Origin of the sequence: Halomonas sp. HL-93 (assembly GCF_900086985.1) — a bacterium.
GTDB lineage: Bacteria > Pseudomonadota > Gammaproteobacteria > Pseudomonadales > Halomonadaceae > Vreelandella.
Genome location: NZ_LT593974.1, coordinates 1,443,783 through 1,462,299, shown reverse-complemented (window position 1 = coordinate 1,462,299; position 18,517 = coordinate 1,443,783). Strand labels below are relative to the sequence as shown.

The 18,517-nt window shown below is 57.2% G+C and carries 16 protein-coding genes; 10 read left to right on the top strand and 6 right to left on the bottom strand.

The features are described 5' to 3' along the window. The first annotated feature begins 65 nt into the window (after positions 1–65). The gene (locus GA0071314_RS06615) at positions 66–686 is read left to right on the top strand and encodes a phosphoadenosine phosphosulfate reductase domain-containing protein (RefSeq protein WP_074395907.1); all 621 of its coding nucleotides are present in this window, start codon (positions 66–68) and stop codon (positions 684–686) included. 16 nt (positions 687–702) lie between these two features. On the opposite strand, the gene cysB is transcribed toward GA0071314_RS06615, so the two are convergent. Beyond that, on the bottom strand, positions 703–1,677 hold the full coding sequence (gene cysB / locus GA0071314_RS06610; protein ID WP_074398456.1) for an HTH-type transcriptional regulator CysB: 975 nt from the start codon (positions 1,675–1,677) through the stop codon (positions 703–705). Positions 1,678–2,000: 323 nt separating this feature from the next. Between cysB and trxA the strand changes: the two genes are divergently transcribed. Then, the gene (trxA, locus tag GA0071314_RS06605) at positions 2,001–2,324 is read left to right on the top strand and encodes a thioredoxin (protein WP_074395906.1); all 324 of its coding nucleotides are present in this window, start codon (positions 2,001–2,003) and stop codon (positions 2,322–2,324) included. Positions 2,325–2,370: 46 nt separating this feature from the next. Here trxA and GA0071314_RS06600 read toward each other — a convergent pair whose 3' ends face one another. Beyond that, positions 2,371–3,474: an AI-2E family transporter gene (locus GA0071314_RS06600; protein WP_074395905.1), complete on the bottom strand. Its 1,104-nt coding sequence runs from the start codon at positions 3,472–3,474 to the stop codon at positions 2,371–2,373. Between the two features lie 205 nt (positions 3,475–3,679). Between GA0071314_RS06600 and GA0071314_RS06595 the strand changes: the two genes are divergently transcribed. Further along, on the top strand, positions 3,680–4,510 hold the full coding sequence (locus GA0071314_RS06595) for an SIMPL domain-containing protein (protein WP_074395904.1): 831 nt from the start codon (positions 3,680–3,682) through the stop codon (positions 4,508–4,510). On the opposite strand, the gene serS is transcribed toward GA0071314_RS06595, so the two are convergent. Next, positions 4,455–5,732: a serine--tRNA ligase gene (serS, locus tag GA0071314_RS06590; RefSeq protein ID WP_074395903.1), complete on the bottom strand. Its 1,278-nt coding sequence runs from the start codon at positions 5,730–5,732 to the stop codon at positions 4,455–4,457. The genes GA0071314_RS06595 and serS overlap by 56 nt on opposite strands. Before the next feature lie 192 nt (positions 5,733–5,924). On the opposite strand from serS, the gene GA0071314_RS06585 reads away from it, so the two are divergent. The 6 genes from GA0071314_RS06585 to GA0071314_RS06560 all read left to right on the top strand — a co-directional run bounded on the left by GA0071314_RS06585 (position 5,925) and on the right by GA0071314_RS06560 (position 14,710). Beyond that, positions 5,925–6,209, top strand: a complete 285-nt coding sequence (locus GA0071314_RS06585; protein ID WP_074395902.1) for a type II toxin-antitoxin system RelB/DinJ family antitoxin — start codon at positions 5,925–5,927, stop codon at positions 6,207–6,209. Then, positions 6,206–6,484: a type II toxin-antitoxin system RelE/ParE family toxin gene (locus GA0071314_RS06580; RefSeq protein ID WP_074395901.1), complete on the top strand. Its 279-nt coding sequence runs from the start codon at positions 6,206–6,208 to the stop codon at positions 6,482–6,484. The genes GA0071314_RS06585 and GA0071314_RS06580 overlap by 4 nt, the downstream gene beginning before the upstream one ends. A 135-nt stretch (positions 6,485–6,619) precedes the next feature. Next, positions 6,620–7,210: a DUF4202 domain-containing protein gene (locus tag GA0071314_RS06575; protein WP_074395900.1), complete on the top strand. Its 591-nt coding sequence runs from the start codon at positions 6,620–6,622 to the stop codon at positions 7,208–7,210. Positions 7,211–7,299: 89 nt separating this feature from the next. Continuing rightward, a complete protein-coding gene (ydiJ, locus tag GA0071314_RS06570; RefSeq protein WP_074395899.1) occupies positions 7,300–10,404 on the top strand; it encodes a D-2-hydroxyglutarate dehydrogenase YdiJ in 3,105 nt (1,034 codons plus the stop codon). A 116-nt stretch (positions 10,405–10,520) separates the two neighbouring features. Further along, a complete protein-coding gene (locus GA0071314_RS06565; RefSeq protein ID WP_231896523.1) occupies positions 10,521–11,549 on the top strand; it encodes an efflux RND transporter periplasmic adaptor subunit in 1,029 nt (342 codons plus the stop codon). A gap of 17 nt (positions 11,550–11,566) precedes the next feature. Next, on the top strand, positions 11,567–14,710 hold the full coding sequence (locus GA0071314_RS06560) for an efflux RND transporter permease subunit (RefSeq protein ID WP_074395898.1): 3,144 nt from the start codon (positions 11,567–11,569) through the stop codon (positions 14,708–14,710). Here GA0071314_RS06560 and trpC read toward each other — a convergent pair. Genes trpC through GA0071314_RS06545 form a run of 3 tightly spaced genes read right to left on the bottom strand, consistent with a single transcriptional unit; the run spans position 14,707 to position 17,212 of the window. After that, positions 14,707–15,510: an indole-3-glycerol phosphate synthase TrpC gene (gene trpC / locus GA0071314_RS06555; protein WP_074395897.1), complete on the bottom strand. Its 804-nt coding sequence runs from the start codon at positions 15,508–15,510 to the stop codon at positions 14,707–14,709. The genes GA0071314_RS06560 and trpC overlap by 4 nt on opposite strands. A 55-nt stretch (positions 15,511–15,565) precedes the next feature. Next, positions 15,566–16,585: an anthranilate phosphoribosyltransferase gene (gene trpD, locus GA0071314_RS06550; RefSeq protein ID WP_074395896.1), complete on the bottom strand. Its 1,020-nt coding sequence runs from the start codon at positions 16,583–16,585 to the stop codon at positions 15,566–15,568. Positions 16,586–16,621: 36 nt separating this feature from the next. Then, entirely contained in the window at positions 16,622–17,212 is a 591-nt protein-coding gene (locus GA0071314_RS06545) for an anthranilate synthase component II (protein WP_074395895.1), read from the bottom strand. 368 nt (positions 17,213–17,580) lie between these two features. On the opposite strand from GA0071314_RS06545, the gene GA0071314_RS06540 reads away from it, so the two are divergent. Then, on the top strand, positions 17,581–18,501 hold the full coding sequence (locus GA0071314_RS06540) for a metal ABC transporter solute-binding protein, Zn/Mn family (RefSeq protein ID WP_074395894.1): 921 nt from the start codon (positions 17,581–17,583) through the stop codon (positions 18,499–18,501). Positions 18,502–18,517 lie beyond the last annotated feature (16 nt).

The window sequence follows — 18,517 nt, the reverse complement described above, 5'->3', positions numbered from 1 at the left end:
TGGGGCTAACCGCCTGCCTTTTGATAGCCTAGTCAAAACATTTCTTTAATGATTAAGGAGGCAGCATGTCCTCAGCGCTAGATACCATCAACCGCGACTTCGCTAACGATCCCCAAGGATTAATCGAGTGGGCGCTACGTCAGGGCGAACGGCCGATTTGCACCACCAACTTCCGCCCGTTTGAAGCGGTGATTCTACATATGGTGACCCAGGTACGCCCCGACATCCCCATTGTATGGATGGACAGCGGCTACAACACCGAGGCCACTTACCAGTTTGCCGATGAGGTCATCAAGCGACTTAATCTCAACATCGTAAGCTTCTTGCCCAAACGAACGCGCGCTCATCGCGAAGCGCTGGAAGGCCCTATGCCGGGGATTGATGATCCGCGCCACGATGCCTTTACCCAGGAGGTAAAAATCGAACCCTTCGAGCGCGCCCTGCGGGAAATGCAGCCGGACGTGTGGTTCACTGCTCTACGCGCAGAAGACACCCCAGAACGCGCTAGGATGCAGCCGGTAAGCCGTAACAGTGACGGGCTACTGAAAGTCGCCCCGCTGCTGCAGTGGAGCGCCAAGGACATGTATCAATATCTTCAAGCCCACGACCTGCCCAACAACTTCGACTACTTTGACCCCACCAAGGTCGAGGAAAAACGCGAGTGCGGGCTGCATTTACAGCACTAGACCCGCTTTTTAGCGCTTAGTAGTCCGGTAGGTCCACTTCATCAAATAGCATTTGTTCATGGCGCGGGCCTGCGGTTAGCGCCTCTTCCACCCGTTCCCGGGTGAGATGGGGCGCAAAGCGGGTTAGAAAATCGTACATATAGCCGCGCATGAAGGTACCTCGGCGTATGCCGATTTTGGTCGTTGAGCTTGCGAACAAATGCCGGGCATCCAGAGCGACCAGATCATCATCCAAGGTAGGGTCGACGGCCATATGCGCCACAATGCCCACGCCCATACCCAGCCGCACATAGGTTTTGATCACATCGGCGTCTGCCGCGGTTAACACCACATTGGGTGTTAGCCCTTTTGCTTTGAAGGCATCGTCCAACTGAGAGCGTCCGGTAAAACCAAATACGTAAGTGACTATCGGATGCTCCGCCAGCGCCTCCAGGGTTAAGGGGGCGTCAAGCTTGGCCAGCGGGTGGTCTTTGGGCACCAATACACAGCGGTTCCAGCGATAGCAAGGCAGCAAAATCAGGTCGGTAAACAGCTCAAGCGATTCAGTGGCAATGGCAAAATCTGCCTGTCCTTCGCTGACCATTTGGGCGATTTGCTTGGGCGTGCCCTGCTGCATGTGCAACGCCACATCGGGATACTTCTGAGTAAAAGCGCTGATAATCGGCGGTAGCGCGTAGCGCGCCTGGGTGTGAGTGGTCGCAATCGCCAGACTCCCCCGCCGCTCGTCGCTATGCTCTTGAGCAACGTGCTTGATGTTCTCGGTTAACCGCAACACTTGGCCGGCCAGATCAATAATCGATTGGCCTGCAGGCGTCACTCGAGTGAGATGCTTACCACTACGGGCAAAAATTTCGACGCCCAGCTCATCTTCCAATAAGCGGATTTGTTTGGAGATACCAGGTTGCGAAGTAAACAGGCTTTGCGCGGTGGCCGAAACGTTCAAGTTGTGCCGATTAACTTCCCAAATGTAGCGAAGCTGCTGCAGTTTCATAATGTCACCTAACCGGTCAATGCGCGGATGATTGCGTGGGAACGCCACTGCGCTGGCTTTGGCACCTAGCTCACACAGCCGCACGGCATTATTAGAATAAAAAAAAGTGCTATAATGCCTTTATAGTATAAAAAAACAGCTTTATCAGCACCTATTACTTTTTACTATTTTATCGATTTGGTGAAGATCGTATTTGCCACGCCCCGCTTCGCCCGCTAACATTTGCCGACTTGACGCGGTGAAATGCGCTACGCAATCGCGTAATGACCGTTGCTCCATTTGAGGCAACGAAACAGCAAGAGCAACGCAAACGGGAGAAACAAATGGCTACTAATGTTGATGTCACTAACGCCAATTTTGAGCAGGAAGTCCTCAACGCCGAACAGCCAGTCCTGCTGAAATTCTGGGCCCCCTGGTGTGGCCCCTGCAAAGTCATGGCCCCGGTGGTCGATGAAGTCGCTGCCGATCGCGGTGACAATCTTAAAGTGGTCAGTGTAAACGTTGACGACGCGCCTGAAATTGCGGCGGAGCAAGGCGTCCGCGGCGTGCCTACCGTCATGCTGTTTAAAGCGGGCACTAAGGTAGCTTCGCTAGTGGGTGCACAGTCCAAATCGCAGCTAACCCAGTTTATTGACCAGAACGCGTAAAGCAGCAAAAACCGCCGACATCAGTCGGCGGTTATTACGTTTCAATTCAGTGACGTCTTAGCCACGGTGGACGTCGTGCATCCCTGCCCTCCGTAACTCCCCCACGCCGCCGCCCAGGGCCTAGCAAATGAGCAATCCAGCGAGTTTGCGGATGGCTATCCAGAGCAATCTTAAGCGTCATGGTCAGCACAACCGAAAGCAGCATTCCCGCCGCACCGAAAATCCACCCCCATACTATCAGCGATAAAAACGCCACAAAGGTGGAAAGCCCCAGTGCCTGCCCCATCACACGCGGCTCGATCAGATTCCCAAGCACAAAGTTAATGACCAGGTAAGCCGTTGCCAGCAGTAACGCCTGCCAGGCACCGCCATCCTGGGCGACCAGCAGCAATAACACCGGCGGAACCGCGGCAATAGCGGAACCAATATTGGGAATAAAGTTGAGCGCGAAAGCCAACACCCCCCAAAGCAAGGGGAACTCAACACCCACAATCAAGCATGAAAGCCAAACCAAAATACCGGTGGCTAAGCTAATCACCGTCTTAACAGCGAGATAGCGCTTCAACGTCAGGCTAAACTCACTAAAACGCATCAAGCTCGGCGCGGGATTTTCCAACGCAAGCGATACTTTATCGCGAAAATTGAGCGTTTCGAACAACAAAAAGATGACTAGCAACGCCACAATTGCGCTCTGCATAAATAAGTTACCAAGCTCACCCAACAACGGAGGTACCCAAGAGCCCTCTTCATCCATGTCCAGCATTGAGCTCAGTCGGTCGGGGTCAATCGCCAGGCCGCGCGAGGCAAGTGCGTTCAATACGTCCCAATAATGCTCGTAGAGGCGCGTTTCAATATCGGGGAGGGCCTGGATAAAGGTACTGAAGCTGTTCACTACCAGCAGGCCAATAAGCGACAAAAACACCAACATGAAAATCAAGGTGAGAAATACCGACATCCGTAAGCTCAGCCCGCAACGGTGTAGCCAGTGCACCGGCGACGTACACACCACAGCGATGAAGATGGCAAGCAGAAGCGGCACCAACAGATCAGCCCCCAGTTTCATGCCCGCCATAATAACCACCAGGGCGGCCAGCGCCAGAGTGGCATGCAATGGAATGCTACGATAATCCTCTTCCGATAACTTCGACATACCCCTCCATCCCTAAGCGATGTTATCGCCTCATTTAAGCGACAACGGTGATGTAGCACCAAGCGTGCAAACATTTAGCAATTGTTGCGTACCACAATGATACGGCTGAACTTTGTTAAGCAGGCTACATTCCAAGCAGAGTCTAGCCTTACTAGACCTACTCCGCCATGTGCCTTAGCACGAGGCTATAAAGGGATGTTTACCAATGAAACCACACTTTCTTTCTAAAGCACGACTACGCCATAGCCTCGCCGCCGGCGCTCTATTCACCCTGATTAGCATTCCGCTGGCTCAAGCCGCACCTTCCCCACCGAGCCTGCATGTACAAGCCCAATCATCGGTTGAGGTGGCACCCGACAAAGCGACTCTCAGTGCCCGCCTATGGGAAAAGACACCTGCACTGTCCAACCTCGAAGACACCGATAGTGACGAATTAACCGCTGCAAGGGAGCGTCTAGAACGCCGGGCCAGCGAGCTGATTAACAGCATGGAAGACAGCGGCCTTGAGCGTGATGCGATTAGTGCCGGTTCCTTGAACATTTACCCAGAGCAAGTACAAGCCCCCCGCTCCGACAACGGCGACGGTGAAACGCTGCAACGCACGCGACTGGAGCGCCCTGTCACTGTTGAATTGACGGACCTGGACCAGCTTGGTGACGTACTAGACGCATTGATGGGCGCAGGCGTGAACGCCCTTGACGGCGTGCAGTTCGACCTGCAAGACCGTGACGCCGCCACCGACGAAGCAATGGTCAAAGCGCTTGAAAAAGCCCGGCATAAAGCCGAGTTAATGGCTGACACGCTGGATGCCGACCTGGGCCATGTCCAGCGCATCGAAGAAACCCAGTCGCCCATCTTCCAGCCCCGCATGATGTCGATGCGTGCGGAAAGCAGCGACAGCGCCGATGCCAAAGGCCCCAGCAGCGAATACCGCCCTGGGACCATCCGCATTGAAGCGGGCGTTAACGTAGAGTGGACGCTTAAAGGGCCAACTGAGTCAGACCACCAAGATACGGACGCAGCGGCTCAGGAATAACCACCGAGCCATCCGCCTGCTGGTGATTTTCCAGCACCGCCAGCAGGCAGCGACCTACCGCCAGCCCCGAGCCGTTCAAGGTATGCAACAGCTGGGGCTTTTTTGCGTCAGGATGGCGGTAGCGCGCCTGCATACGCCGCGCTTGAAAGTCCTCGCAGTTGGAGATCGATGAAATCTCGCGGTAGGTTTCCTGACTAGGCAGCCAGACTTCCAAATCATAGGTTTTGGCCGCGCCAAAGCCCATGTCACCAGTGCATAGCGTTACTGCCCGATACGGCAGCTCAAGCGCCTGCAGGATCGCCTCGGCATGGCCGCGCATGTCCTCCAGCGCCTGGTAGCTGTGTTCTGGCTCGACGATCTGCACCATCTCAACCTTGTCGAACTGGTGCTGGCGAATCATGCCGCGGGTATCGCGCCCGTGGGAGCCTGCCTCGGAGCGGAAACACGGCGTATGGGCAGTAAGCTTCATTGGCAGCGCCGCCTGCTCGACAATCTCATCGCGCACAAAATTAGTCAGCGGCACTTCCGAGGTGGGAATCAGGTGGTACTCACGTTCATCATCCAGCTTGAACAAGTCTTCGCCAAACTTGGGTAGCTGGCCGGTGCCCATTAGCGAATCGCGGTTGACCATGTACGGCACGTAGCACTCTTCATAGCCGTGCTGCTGGGTTTGGGTATCCAGCATGAACTGCGCCAGTGCCCGGTGCAGCCGAGCAATCGGCCCGCGCATCACCGCAAAACGAGCGCCGGTCAGCTTCGAGGCCAGGTCAAAATCGAGATAGCCCGACTTCTTGCCCAGATCGACGTGATCCAGCACCTCGAAATCAAACGCGCGAGGCGTGCCCCAGCGATGTAGCTCAACGTTATCGTCTTCACTTTTACCTTCTGGCACGCTCTTATGGGGAACGTTGGGAATCCCGCTCACCGTATCATCCCAATCCTCCTGCACCTCGGCCAGCTGCTGCTTCGCGGCATCCAGCCGCTCGCCCAAATCACTGACCTCATCCAGCAGCGGCTGGATATCCTCACCGTTGGCTTTTGCCTTACCAATCGCCTTGGAGCGAGTATTACGCTCGCTCTGTAGCTGTTCGGTTTGGGTTTGCAGTTCGCGGCGGCGCGACTCTAGCGCCTGCAGCCCTTGTTTATCCAACACAAAGCCTCGGCGGGCCAGTTGTTGCGCCAGTGCATCAAGATCACCGCGCAGCAGTTTCGGATCGAGCATGAGGTATCCCTTGGCCTGAATTCAGTAAAAACATGGCGTACAACGCCGATGACAAAGGCGTCTATTGTAGGCAAAAGCGCGGTGAGGGGCTATGGGTGCCTACGAGGGGAACTTGGAAAGGGAATAGCCCGCGTCATGTCAGTTGTTTTGTGCTAACATTTGTACGCACGCAAATTAGTATAGGGATTAACCATGGATACTAGAATACAGTTTCGTATTGATGAAGAGACAAAACGCTTGAGCCAGCAAATGGCTGAGAGCCAAGGCCGTACGCTAAGTGATGCCTGCCGCGAATTCACCGAACAATTAGCTGAGCAACAACGCAAGGTGCTATCTCATGATGCATGGCTAACCAATCAAATTAATCAAGCCTTTGAGAAGCTTGATGATGGAAAGGCTTCTTTCATCAACCACGAAAACGCAAAATCACAAATGGCTGAACGCAAAGCCAAAATTCGAGGCCGAGCTAATCAATGATTTTATGGGAAGAAGAGGCTCTGAATGACCGCGAAAAAATCTTCGAGTTTCTTTACGAGGTCAATCCTGCCGCCGCTGAGAAAACCGACGAAATCATTGAGGCGAAAGCTGAAAGCCTACTTGATCAGCCATTGATGGGTGTGCAGCGGGATGCCATTCCAGGCAGATTGCTTATCATCCCGGAGATTTCGATGATTATTGCCTACTGGGTCGATCATTCCTCAATTCATATCATGCGAGTACTTCACCAAAAGCAGAAATTTCCAAGCGACTGATTTTTAACAATCCTTAGTCTGCTCTAGCCACGTTCCCCATAATCTCCCTACCTACAGAAGTTGTGATTCTCAGTGTTTCTCGGCAACCTAGGACCATATCAGTTTAACCACCCTCTTTAGCCGAGCACCTCAGCCATGACCTCCGCTTTTGAACAAACCCTAGACGCCATTGACGCGCTGCACGCACAAGACCCGCGTTCCACCTCGCTTGACGATGGCACCGCCATTCCTCAGGAGCTGGCCTACGCCCAGCGCATGAGCAAGTGGCTGGCGCACGTTTACGACTCCCCCGGCGAGCTGTTGCAACTGGCGGTGCGTGCCCAGCATTTACAGCGCTGGCAGGTGCCCCGCGAGGAATACGATAAAGGCCGGGTGGGCTATTTAACCTGGCGGCGCGACCAGGGCAAGCGTGCGGGCGAGACCACCGCCCAGTTGATGCAGGAAGCAGGCTACAGCATTGAGGAGGCCAAGCGCGTCGCGGCGGTGATCGGCAAGAAAGGCCTGGGGCGCGACCCCGAAGTACAGGCGTTGGAAGACTGCGCCTGCCTGGTGTTTTTAGAAAACTACTTCGCCGATTTTTCGCGCAAGGTCGAACACGACCATATGGTGCGCATTGTGCAAATGACCTGGCGTAAAATGTCTCCGCGTGCCCACGAACTGGCGTTAACGCTGCCCATGTCGGCATCATCTGCCGCGCTGGTGAAGGAAGCGCTGGGCGAGGCATAACGCCGCCATCCAGGTGCAGGTCGTCAGTCACTGCGGTAAAGTAGCTGTCTTATTTTCTTCCGCTTTCGGCAGTGACGGCTTGCTCAATTATGATTGCATCTCTGGATTCGCGTACCGCGCCATTTGAACGTCTGGGCTTCCATTACGTGCGCTTTCTTGAGGCGCTGAAAACGCGCGGCTTCGAAGGCGAGATTGCCCCTGACTACGCCAACCGCACGGTGCTGGCCACGGATAACTCGATTTACCAGCGCCTACCCCAGGCCGCGGTCTTTCCCCGGCACGCCGAGGACCTGGAGCGGCTGGCCAAACTGGCCGGTGAAGTCCCCCATCGCGATATCGTGCTCACCCCGCGGGGCGGCGGCACCGGCACCAACGGCCAGTCGCTGACCGACGGCATTGTGGTGGATGTCTCACGCCACATGAACCGGATTATCGAGATCGACGTCGAGCATCGCCGGGTGCGCGTTCAGGCGGGCGTGGTCAAAGACCAGCTCAACGCGGCGCTCAAACCCCACGGCCTGTTTTTTGCCCCGGAGCTTTCCACCTCCAACCGCGCCACCATTGGCGGCATGATTGCCACCGACGCCAGCGGTCAGGGCAGCTGCGAGTATGGCAAAACCCGTGACCACGTGCTGGAACTGGATACGATTTTGCTGGGCGGCAAGCACTTACACAGCCGCTCGCTGTCCTCGGAAGAAGAAACCGCTGAATGCGCGAAAGACGGCATCCTTGGCCGCGTGCACACCACCGCTGCTGAAATTATCGACCAGCAGCGCGAACTGATTGAGGCGACGTTTCCACCGCTCAACCGCTGCCTGACCGGCTTTGACCTGGCCCACCTGCGCGAACAGGACGGCCAGCTCAATCTGAACAGTTTGCTATGCGGCTCGGAAGGCTCGCTTGGATTCCTTAATGAAGCGGTACTCAACGTCCTGCCGATCCCCAAGCATTCAACCTTGGTGAACGTTCGCTACCCAGGCTTTATGGAGGCCCTGCGCGATGCCAAAGCGCTAATGGCCTCCAGTGCGCGCCCCACGTCCATCGAGACCATCGACGACACCGTGCTGCAGCTGGCGATGGATGACTTCGTTTGGGACAGCGTGGCGGAATTTTTCCCGGCCGGCGATACGCCGATCAGCGGCATCAACCTGGTAGAGTTTAACGACGATGACCCGGATGCCCTCGCCGAGCGCGTTCGGGTGTTTACCGAGCATCTAGGCCATGACGCCACGGTCGAGCGGCTTGGCTATACCCTGGCGGAAGGCCGCCCGCAGATTCAGAAAGTCTACGGCATGCGTAAGCGCTCGGTGGGGTTGCTCGGCAACGTGCAGGGCGAAAAGCGCCCGCTGCCGTTTGTCGAAGATACCGCCGTGCCTCCCGAGCACCTGGCCGATTATATTGCCGAGTTTCGCGCCGCGCTGGATACTCGCGGGCTCTCCTACGGTATGTTCGGCCACGTGGACGCAGGGGTACTCCACGTGCGCCCGGCGCTGGATATGAAAGACCCCGCCCAGGAAGCGCTGATTCGGGAGATTTCCGACGAGGTAGTCGCCCTCACCCAGAAATACGGGGGGCTGCTGTGGGGCGAGCACGGCAAGGGGGTTCGCTCCGAGTATGGCCCCAAATTTTTCGGCAAGCTCTACCCAAGTCTGCAACGGGTAAAAGCCGCCTTTGACCCCTATAATCAGCTCAACCCCGGCAAGATAGCCTCGCCATCAGACAAGGGCGAGCTGATTGCCCGGGAGCACGACCCGGAGCTGCTGGCTATCGACGAAGTGCCGATGCGCGGCCAGCTTGACCGCACCATCGACGAACGGGCCTGGCAGGCCTACGACGCGGCGGTGTACTGCAACGGTAATGGCGCCTGCTATAACTACGATGTGGACGACCCCATGTGTCCATCATGGAAGGCCACCCGCGATCGCCGCCACTCCCCCAAAGGCCGCGCCAGCCTGATCCGCGAGTGGCTGCGCCTGCAGTCCCAAGCGGGGATCGACGTGGTCGAGGAGTCACGCAAGAAAAAAGCCGAGGGCGGCTGGGGCTTTATCAAAAGCTTGCCGCTGCGGGTGGCGAATTCGCTGAGTCGCAAGCAGCACCACGACTACTCCCACGAGGTTTACGATGCCATGGCGGGCTGTCTGGCGTGCAAGTCCTGCGCGGGGCAGTGCCCGGTTAAGGTCAACGTGCCGCAGTTCCGCTCGCAGTTTCTGGAGCTCTACCACGGCCGCTACCTGCGCCCGCTGCGTGATTACCTGATCGGTGGCACCGAGTTCATGCTGCCGACCTTTGCCAGATTGGCCCCACTGTATAACGCTGTCATGGGCCAGCGCTGGGTCGAACAGCTGATGCGCAAAGGCATTGGCATTAGCGACTCGCCAGCGCTTTCCCGCGCCAACCTAAAGAAAAAGCTGCGCGCCTGGGGTGTGGCGGAGGCTACGCCGACCTCACTTGCGCTGCTTACCGAGCAGCAGCGCGCCAACAGCGTGATCATCGTCCAAGATGCGTTTACCAGCCACTTTGAAGCCAAACTGGTGATGGATATCGTCGAGCTGCTGTCGCGGCTCAACCTGCGGGTGTTCGTGATGCCTTTTTCCGCCAACGGCAAGCCACTGCACGTACAGGGCTTCCTGGGGGCGTTTGAACGCACGGCGCAGAAACAGGCCGAACGGCTGCGCACGCTGGCACACTTTGAGATCCCTCTGGTGGGTATCGACCCGGCGATGACGCTGACTTACCGCCAGGAGTACGTCAAAGCGCTGGGCAATGAGGCGGTGCCAGAGGTGCTGATGCTGCAGGAATGGCTGACGACTCGCCTTAACACCCTCGCCACCCGTCCGCTGAAGGTGAACGACCCCGGCTTCAAGCTGCTTTCCCACTGCACCGAAAGCACTAACGCGCCGGGCAGCCCCAAGGCGTGGCAACAGGTGTTCGCGGCCTTCGGGCTGGAGCTTGAGCTGGTCAGCACCGGCTGCTGCGGCATGTCCGGCACTTACGGCCATGAAACCCGTAATACCGCCACCTCCAGAACCATTTACGCTCAATCCTGGCAGCCGCAGGTGGACGCCGACGAAAACGCGGGCAAATTATTAGCCACCGGTTATTCGTGCCGCAGTCAGGTCAAGCGCTACTCCGCGCAAACCCTTGAACACCCGCTGCAAGCGCTACTAGGCGCACTCAAGCGCGGACAACGTTGATCTCACCAACGCCAATCGACCGTTCTATTATGGCATGCTGAGGCATTGCTTGAGGTGAAGGATGAGTTAACTTGCGACGTTTCCGGTCTATCGGCCGCACTTTCAGGGCGTGCACAGTGGCGCTGACCTTGCTGATGGTGACAGCGGGTACGGCCACCGCCCAGGAAACACGGGTAGAAACCCTGCTGGTTGAAGAAACCCCGCGTGTTGAGATGTTGCGCTTGAACGGCAGCGTCAGTGCACCGCGCACGTCCCAGGTCTCCAGCGCCGAGGCGGGCCAAGTCACGACGCTTGACGTCGCACTTGGCGACCGGGTAAGCCAAGGCGAACGCCTGATGGCGCTGGATAGCCGAGAAGCTGAACTGGAACGCCAGCGTGCCGAGGCCAATGTTGAACAGGCCCGTGCCGATCGCGATGACGCCCGTCAGCGGCTCAACGAAGCCAACCAGTTATCCGCACAGCAAAATATTGCCGCCAGCGAACAGCGCCAGCGGCAAAATACCCTGGCCGCCGCTGAAGCCACCCTGAATGCTCAGAAGGCGGAACAGGGTCTTTGGGAGCTGCGCGTATCACGTCACGACATCACCGCTCCCTTCAACGCTCTGATCACCCAACGGGAAAGCGACGTCGGCGAATGGGTCACACCCGGCGACACGTTAATGACGCTGGTCGATATTGACTCGTTAACGGTTGATTTCTCAGTACCCTTCTCCGCCTACTCGCAAATGGATGACGCCATCCTTGAGATACGCCAGGAAGGCGACAACCAGTGGCATAAAGCCCGTCCCCAGGCGCAGGTACCGCAAGACACCAATAGCCGCCAATTCCTGCTACGTGCCGAACCCCGCGAGTCGCTCAGTTTGCTCCCTGGCATGGCGGTTGAGGGGCGTTTGCGTATCGAGGGCGAATCAGGCCCCAGCGTTCCCCGCGATGCACTTATCCGTCGCCCGGATGGCAGCGTGAGTGTTTGGCTTGCCCGTGAGGAAGACGGCGAATGGCGGGCTTACGAGCAACGCGTCGAGATCGGCGACAGCCATGAGGGCAATGTTGCCGTCCATGATGGCATTGCGGAGGGTGATCGCGTCGTTGTGGTGGGCAACGAGCGCCTTGAGGAGGGGCAATCCTTGTCCCTAACTGACGATTAAAAGGAGCGCCCTCGCGCATGTTTGCCGCCATTATCCGTCACGGCATTTTAGTCAGCGTGGTCACTCTGATTTTAATGATTGTGGGCATTGCCGCCATCTGGCGAATTCCCGTGCAGATGATTCCCGACCTGGAAACCCGGGTGATTGGCGTCGAGACCCAGTGGGCCGGTGCTAACCCGCAGGATATTGAAAAAGATATCCTTATCGAGCAGGAAGAATATCTACGCAACGTGCCCAATCTACAGCGCATGGAGTCCACCGCCAGCAGCGGCAGCGCTGAAATCGAGCTCGAGTTTCCTTTTGGCGTCGACCTCACCGAAACGCTGATTCGGGTCAATAACGCCCTGAGCCAGGTACCCTCCTACCCTACCAATGTTGATCAGCCGCGCATTGTCGCCAACTCGTTTTCGGCCAACGCGTTCATGTATTTCAACGTCGGCCCACGCGAGGGCAACCCTCGCCAGCTCGACATGCCGGCCATGCGCGATTACCTGGAAGATAATGTGCGCCCGCGCATGGAAAGTGTCACCGGGGTGTCGGAAGTGACCGTCTCTGGCGGGGCCGAACGGCAAATGCAGTTGCTGATCAACCCCGACGCGCTGGCCGCCCGCGACCTCAGTATCAGCGACATTCAAGCTGCCCTACAGGAACGTAATCAAGACGTCTCAAGCGGTGACTTGGAAAGCGGCAAGCGGCGCTATTTGCTGCGCACCGTGGGGCGCTTTGAAGACGTAGAAAGCCTGGAAGCATTAATCCTCAGGCGCCAGGGTGACGAAGTCATTCGACTCGGTGATGTCGCTGAGGTGCAGCAGTCCTACGCCGAGCTCACCTCGCGATCGTATAACGCCGCTGGCGAGCCGGTGCTCAGCGTTCAAGTTCGCCGGGAGCCGGGGGCCAACGTGATCGACATCAAGCGTGACATGCTTGAAGAAGTTGAGGCTTTGAACGGTGGCCTGCTAGCCGAACAAGGCATGCAGATCACCCTGTCAAACGACGACGTGCGCTACGTAGAATCATCGATCGCCAACGTCTGGGTAAACCTCGGTCTGGGGGCGCTGTTCGCCACGCTGGTCATGTATGCCTTTCTACGCTCAGCTCGGGCCACCTTCGCCGGCGTTATCGGTATCCCCATTTGCACCATTGCCGCGTTTCTCGGGCTAATGCTGGCCGGGCGCACGCTAAACGTGATTTCCCTGGCAGGGGTAGCCTTTGCTATCGGCATGACCATCGACAACACCATTGTCGTGCTCGAGAGTATTGAAACCCAGCGGCGCCGCGGGCTGGCCCGCTTTCAAGCCGCGCTTGAAGGCGTCAAGCAGGTCTGGCCGGCGGTGCTCGCCTCAACGCTGACCACCGTTCTGGTGTTTGTGCCGATTTTCTTTATCGAGCAGGAAGCCGGGCAGCTCTACTCCGATATTGCCGTGGCAATCTCCACCTCGATCCTGATCTCGATGGTCGTGGCGATTACCGTCATCCCCACCCTTGGCGCACATATCGATTTTCGCGGCCGTGATAATGGCAATGCCAAGCGCCCGCGCTGGATGAGCGCGTGTTTGTGGGTAGTTAATGGCATGATTAAAAGCGCCGGACGACGCCTGGCCGCGATCGTACTCGGCATCGTCGGCGGCGTGGCAATTTTTGTTTGGCTGACACCACCCGCCGAGTACCTGCCCGAAGGCGAAGAAGCCAAAACGTTTGTCAGCATGAATGCACCCGCCAGCTACAACCTCGCCACCATGGACGAGATAGCCCAGGCGCTGCAGCGTGAACTGGGCCCCCATGTGGAAGCCGCCCCGGAGGACTTTGAGGGTGGCGACACCGATGTTCCACCGATCCGTACCATGGGCATTCAAGCAGAAGCGCAGAGCCTGCGCATCATTGCCGAAACCATCGACCCCAACCACATTGAAGCGCTGATGGACGCCCTCACCGAGCGTTTTGAGGCCTACCCGGACATGCGCGCCTTTGCCGCGCGCGGCTCGATCATCTCGAGTAACGACGGCGGCACGCGCAGCATCACGCTGGATATTGCAGGCAATGACCTGGAAGCGCTCTATGCCACCGCCAATCAAATTTACGAACGCGCAGAAGACACCTTCGACAACCCGCGCATTCAATCGCGCCCCTCTGCGCTGGACCTCGGCCAGCCGCTGATTGAAGTTTACCCCGACTGGGAGCGAGCGGCTGAGCTGGGATTTGATACCGACGCCCTGGGCACGGCAATTGCGGTGCTGACCAATGGGTCGTACCTGGATGATTTTTATCTCGACGATGAAAAAATTGACCTATATGGCTACGGTCCAGAAGCAGGCGATATCGACCTCGACCAATTGGCTAGCCTACCCCTTCATACACCTGCTGGGTTCAATGTGCCGCTCAATGATGTAGCCGATATTGAAGAAACAGTGGGCACCGCCACCATCCGCCGGGTCGATGGTCGGCGCAGCGTTACCCTCGACGTGATTCCCCCGCGCAGCGTGGCACTTGAGGCAGGTATCGAGCGAATGCAGCGTGACGTTATCGAGCCAATGCGCGACGAAGGTGAGCTACCGGGCAGTATCGATGTCACGGTAAGCGGCGCGGGCGACCAGCTCGACGCCACTCGCCAATCGTTAACCAGCAACGGGTTGATTGCGCTGGCAATTGTGTATTTATTGCTGGTGGCGATTTTCGCCCACTGGGGCTATCCGCTGCTGATTCTGGCGACCATCCCCCTCGGCGCGGCCGGTGGCATCGTCGGGCTATGGCTGATGAATACCGTGGGGGCAGTGCTGCCACGCTTTGGCCTGAATGCCATCAGCCAGCCGTTTGACATGATCACCATGCTGGGCTTTTTGATTCTTATGGGCACCGTGGTCAACAATCCAATTTTGGTGGTTCACCAGGCCCGCGAGAACCTGCGCGAAACATCAATGGGCGTTCGAGACGCGGTCTTTAATGCGGTGGAAAGTCGCTTGCGACCCATTGCGATGACCACACTCACCACGCTGTGTGGGCTATCGCCACTGGTGTTTTTGCCCGGTGAAGGCACCGAGCTATACCGCGGCGTCGGCGCCATCGTGCTTTTTGGACTGCTCGGCACCGCGATTGTCACCGTTACCTTTTTGCCAGCGCTGACCGTTGCCGTGCTCAGTTGGCGGATAAAACGACCAACGGTTTAAAAGAAAAGCCGCTTAAGCGCCTCTCCGGGGTCGCTTTCGCGCATAAAGACTTCGCCCACCAGGAAGCCGTTAACCTCGTGGTCACGCATCAACTCCACATCGTCGCGGGTGTGGATACCCGATTCGGTTATTACTGTCACGCCGTCAGGAATACGCGGCAGCAATTCAAGCGTGGTGTTCAAGCTGGTCTCAAAGGTATGCAGATTGCGATTGTTGATGCCCACCAACTTCAGATCCAGCGCCAGGGCACGCGCCATTTCGTCGGTATTGTGGACTTCCACCAGCACGTCCATGCCAAGGGCAATGGCTTGTTGGTTCAGGTCGTGGAGTTGGGCGTCATCCAGGGCAGCCACAATCAACAGGATGCAATCGGCCCCAATCGCCCGAGCCTCGGCCACTTGGTAGCCGTGGGTAATGAAATCTTTGCGAATCACCGGTAGCGGACAGGCATCACGCGCGGCGATCAAGTAATCTTCATGACCTTGGAAAAAATCCGCATCGGTAAGTACCGATAGGCACGCCGCCCCGCCCTGGGTATAGCTTTTGGCGATATCCGCCGGGTGAAACTCCTCGCGAATTACGCCCTTGGAGGGTGAGGCTTTTTTGACCTCGGCGATGACCGCCGGGTCACCAGCCGCAATACGCGTGTTCAGCGCCTCGATAAATCCCCGGGGGGCGCTCTGTTTTTCACCCAATGACAGTAAATCCGCTTCAGAAACAGCTTGGCGGCGCTCGGCCACTTCCTGGGCCTTGCGGTCCAGGATGCGCGTTAAAATCGTGGGCGTTGCCTGTTGAGTCATGGTGATCTCTTCTTGTTTAAAACTTACTTGTTTAAAACTTACCGTGTTTAAGGGCCTACTGCTTAAAAACGCTGGTGAAGTGAGACAGCTCTTTAAGTTTTTCAAGCGGTAATTTGGAGGCTTGGGCATCCTGTGCCAGCATCACGCCCTCTTTCAGGTTATCGGCCACGCCCGCGCAGTAAAGCGCGGCACCGGCATTCAGCGCGACGATATCCGCCGCTGCACCTTCGCCACATAATGCGGCTTTCACCAACCGCAAGCTGTCTTCGGCGCTGGTTGCTTTAAGAGCGGCCAAGCTTTGGCGCTCAATACCCAAGTCTTCCGGAGTAATGGTGTACTGGGTAATCTCACCGTCCTTGAGTTCCGCCACCTGGGTCGGAGCCGCCAGGGAGATTTCGTCCAGGCCATCCTCGGAATGCACTACCAGCACATGGCGGCTGCCGAGCTTATTTAGCACCTCGGCCATTAGCGGCACCAGCGACGGTGCATACACACCAAGCACCTGATTCGGCGCGCTGGCCGGGTTGGTCAGTGGGCCCAGGATGTTAAACAACGTGCGCACGCCCATTTCACGGCGCGGGCCGATGGCGTAACGCATTGCCGGGTGATGGTTGGGAGCAAACATAAAGCCGACGCCCACCTGTTCGATACAGCGGGCTACCTGCTCAGGTTTAAGATCCAGGTAGATATCCGCCACATCAAAAAGATCGGCACTGCCGGAGGACGATGAAACACTGCGGTTGCCATGCTTGGCCACGTGAGCACCCGCGGCGGACGCCACAAAACTGGCCGCCGTCGACACGTTGAACAGGTTAGCCCCATCGCCACCGGTGCCGACGATGTCCACTACGTTGTCGGTATTAAGCTCAACGCGCTTCATCAGCTCGCGCATCACCTGGGCGGCAGCGCTAATCTCAACGGCGCTTTCGCCTTTCATGGCAAGTCCCACCAGCAAACCACCAATTTGGGCATCAGACGCTTCACCGGTCATGATTTGGCGCATCAGTGCGTGCATGGCATCGAAAGAGAGGTCTTCGCGGCGCATCACCGCGTTAATTGCGTCTCGCATTTGCATGAACAGAAAAGCCCCTAAAGCATGTGAAACCGGCGATCAGCCGCGTTGTAAAAAGTTGGCCAGTAGCGCATGGCCTTGACGGGTAAGGATCGATTCAGGGTGGAACTGAACGCCTTCAATATCCAATTCCCGGTGGCGCAAGCCCATGATAACCCCTGGTGTGACGTCATCATCATCGGTCCAGGCGGTGATTTCCAGGCAGTCGGGCAAGCACTGTGTATCCACCACCAGCGAGTGGTAACGGGTAACTTCCAGCGGGTTATCCAATCCTGTAAATACCCCGTGGTTATCATGCTGGACCGCCGACGTTTTACCGTGCATTACCTGCGGTGCGCGCACCACCTGGCCGCCGTAGACCTGGCCAATCGCCTGATGCCCCAGGCAGACCCCCAATATCGGCAACTGGCCTGCAAAATGCTCAATGGCCGCCAGGGAAATGCCCGCCTCGTTGGGCGTACAGGGGCCAGGCGAGATCACCAAATGTGTCAGCCCAAGCGCTTCGATCTGCCCAATGGTGATCTCGTCATTACGGTAGGTCACGACGTCAGCACCCAATTCCACCAAGTATTGGACGATGTTAAACGTGAAGCTATCATAGTTGTCGAGCATCAATACTTTTTGAGCCATAACAAATTGAAACCCCGATAAATTTCAGTGCAATGGCTCGCGTGTTACCCGGAGAGTCACCCAGGTCAGTGGTGACTTGCCATTTCCGCTAAATATGACTCGATTGTAACGCCATGCAGGTTCGTACGTCACGAACTTGTCCGGCGGCTGACTGAGAAGCCATAGGGCCGATGCTGAAGTCGGATGGTGGCGTTTAAAACCGGCATAAAGACGTGGTACCTGATGGGAAAAGACTATGCTGTTAAATTGTATCTTCCTAGCAGGATGATAACGTAGCGTTTGAAGACCGCTTCCAGCACACGGGAACTAGTAACGCGGCATTACAATCTTTATCATCGGTTGCTTTTTAAGACAGCCAGGAGCGTGGAATGCGCAAGAATGTCATCAAAGGGAGCACGCTCTTACTGGCGCTGTTAATCGCCAGCGCTCCCGCAACCGCGCAAACCCCGCTTCGGGTAGTGGCTTCGTTCTCGGTAATCGCCGATTTAGTCAAGCGTGTGGCGGGCGACGATGTGGAGGTTAATGTCATCGTCCCGGCCGACGAAGATGTCCACCGGTGGGATCTTACCCCACCCAATGTCCTGGCATTAGAAGAAACCGACCTGGTGTTTTACAACGGCTTTGAATTAGAACCGTGGCTGCGTGATGTACAGGCTATCGTTGAAGATGACTTACCCATGGTGGCACTGGCCGAGCAGGCAGATTATCCCACCCTTCCGCTTAATACTGGCCGTTATCAAGGCGATACTGACCCCCATATGTGGATGGCTCCCAAAGGGGCTGCGGCCTACGTGGACGTGATCGCTGAGACCCTGGCAGAGCATGCGCCAGATCACGCCGAGGGATTTGAACAACGCGCCGACGATCTCAAGCAAACCCTTGAGCAGCTAGACGCCGACATTGAAGAGCGCTTGGGCGGTATCCCCCAGACCAACCGGGCGTTGGTGACCAGCGAAGCTGGGTTGGCCTACTTTGCCGACGCCTATGACTTCGACTACACCGCTTTATGGGGCGTTAACCACGAAACGTTCGGCACGGCCGACGCCATGGCCCGCCTGCAGGCGCAACTCGCCGATAAGCGGCCACCCGCGCTGTTTTATGAGAGTACGACACCGAAAATCCACATGGACGCCCAGGCACGCTATGCTGACCTCCCCCTAGCGGGACCGCTCTACACCGATGCACTCAGCGGCAGCGACGGGCCGGCCTCGCACTATGTCGATATGCTGCGCCACAATGCCGAACAGCTGCATGCCACCTTAGGCGGTGCGCGCGAGGAAGACGAGTAGTCCTCTGCCGCGCCGG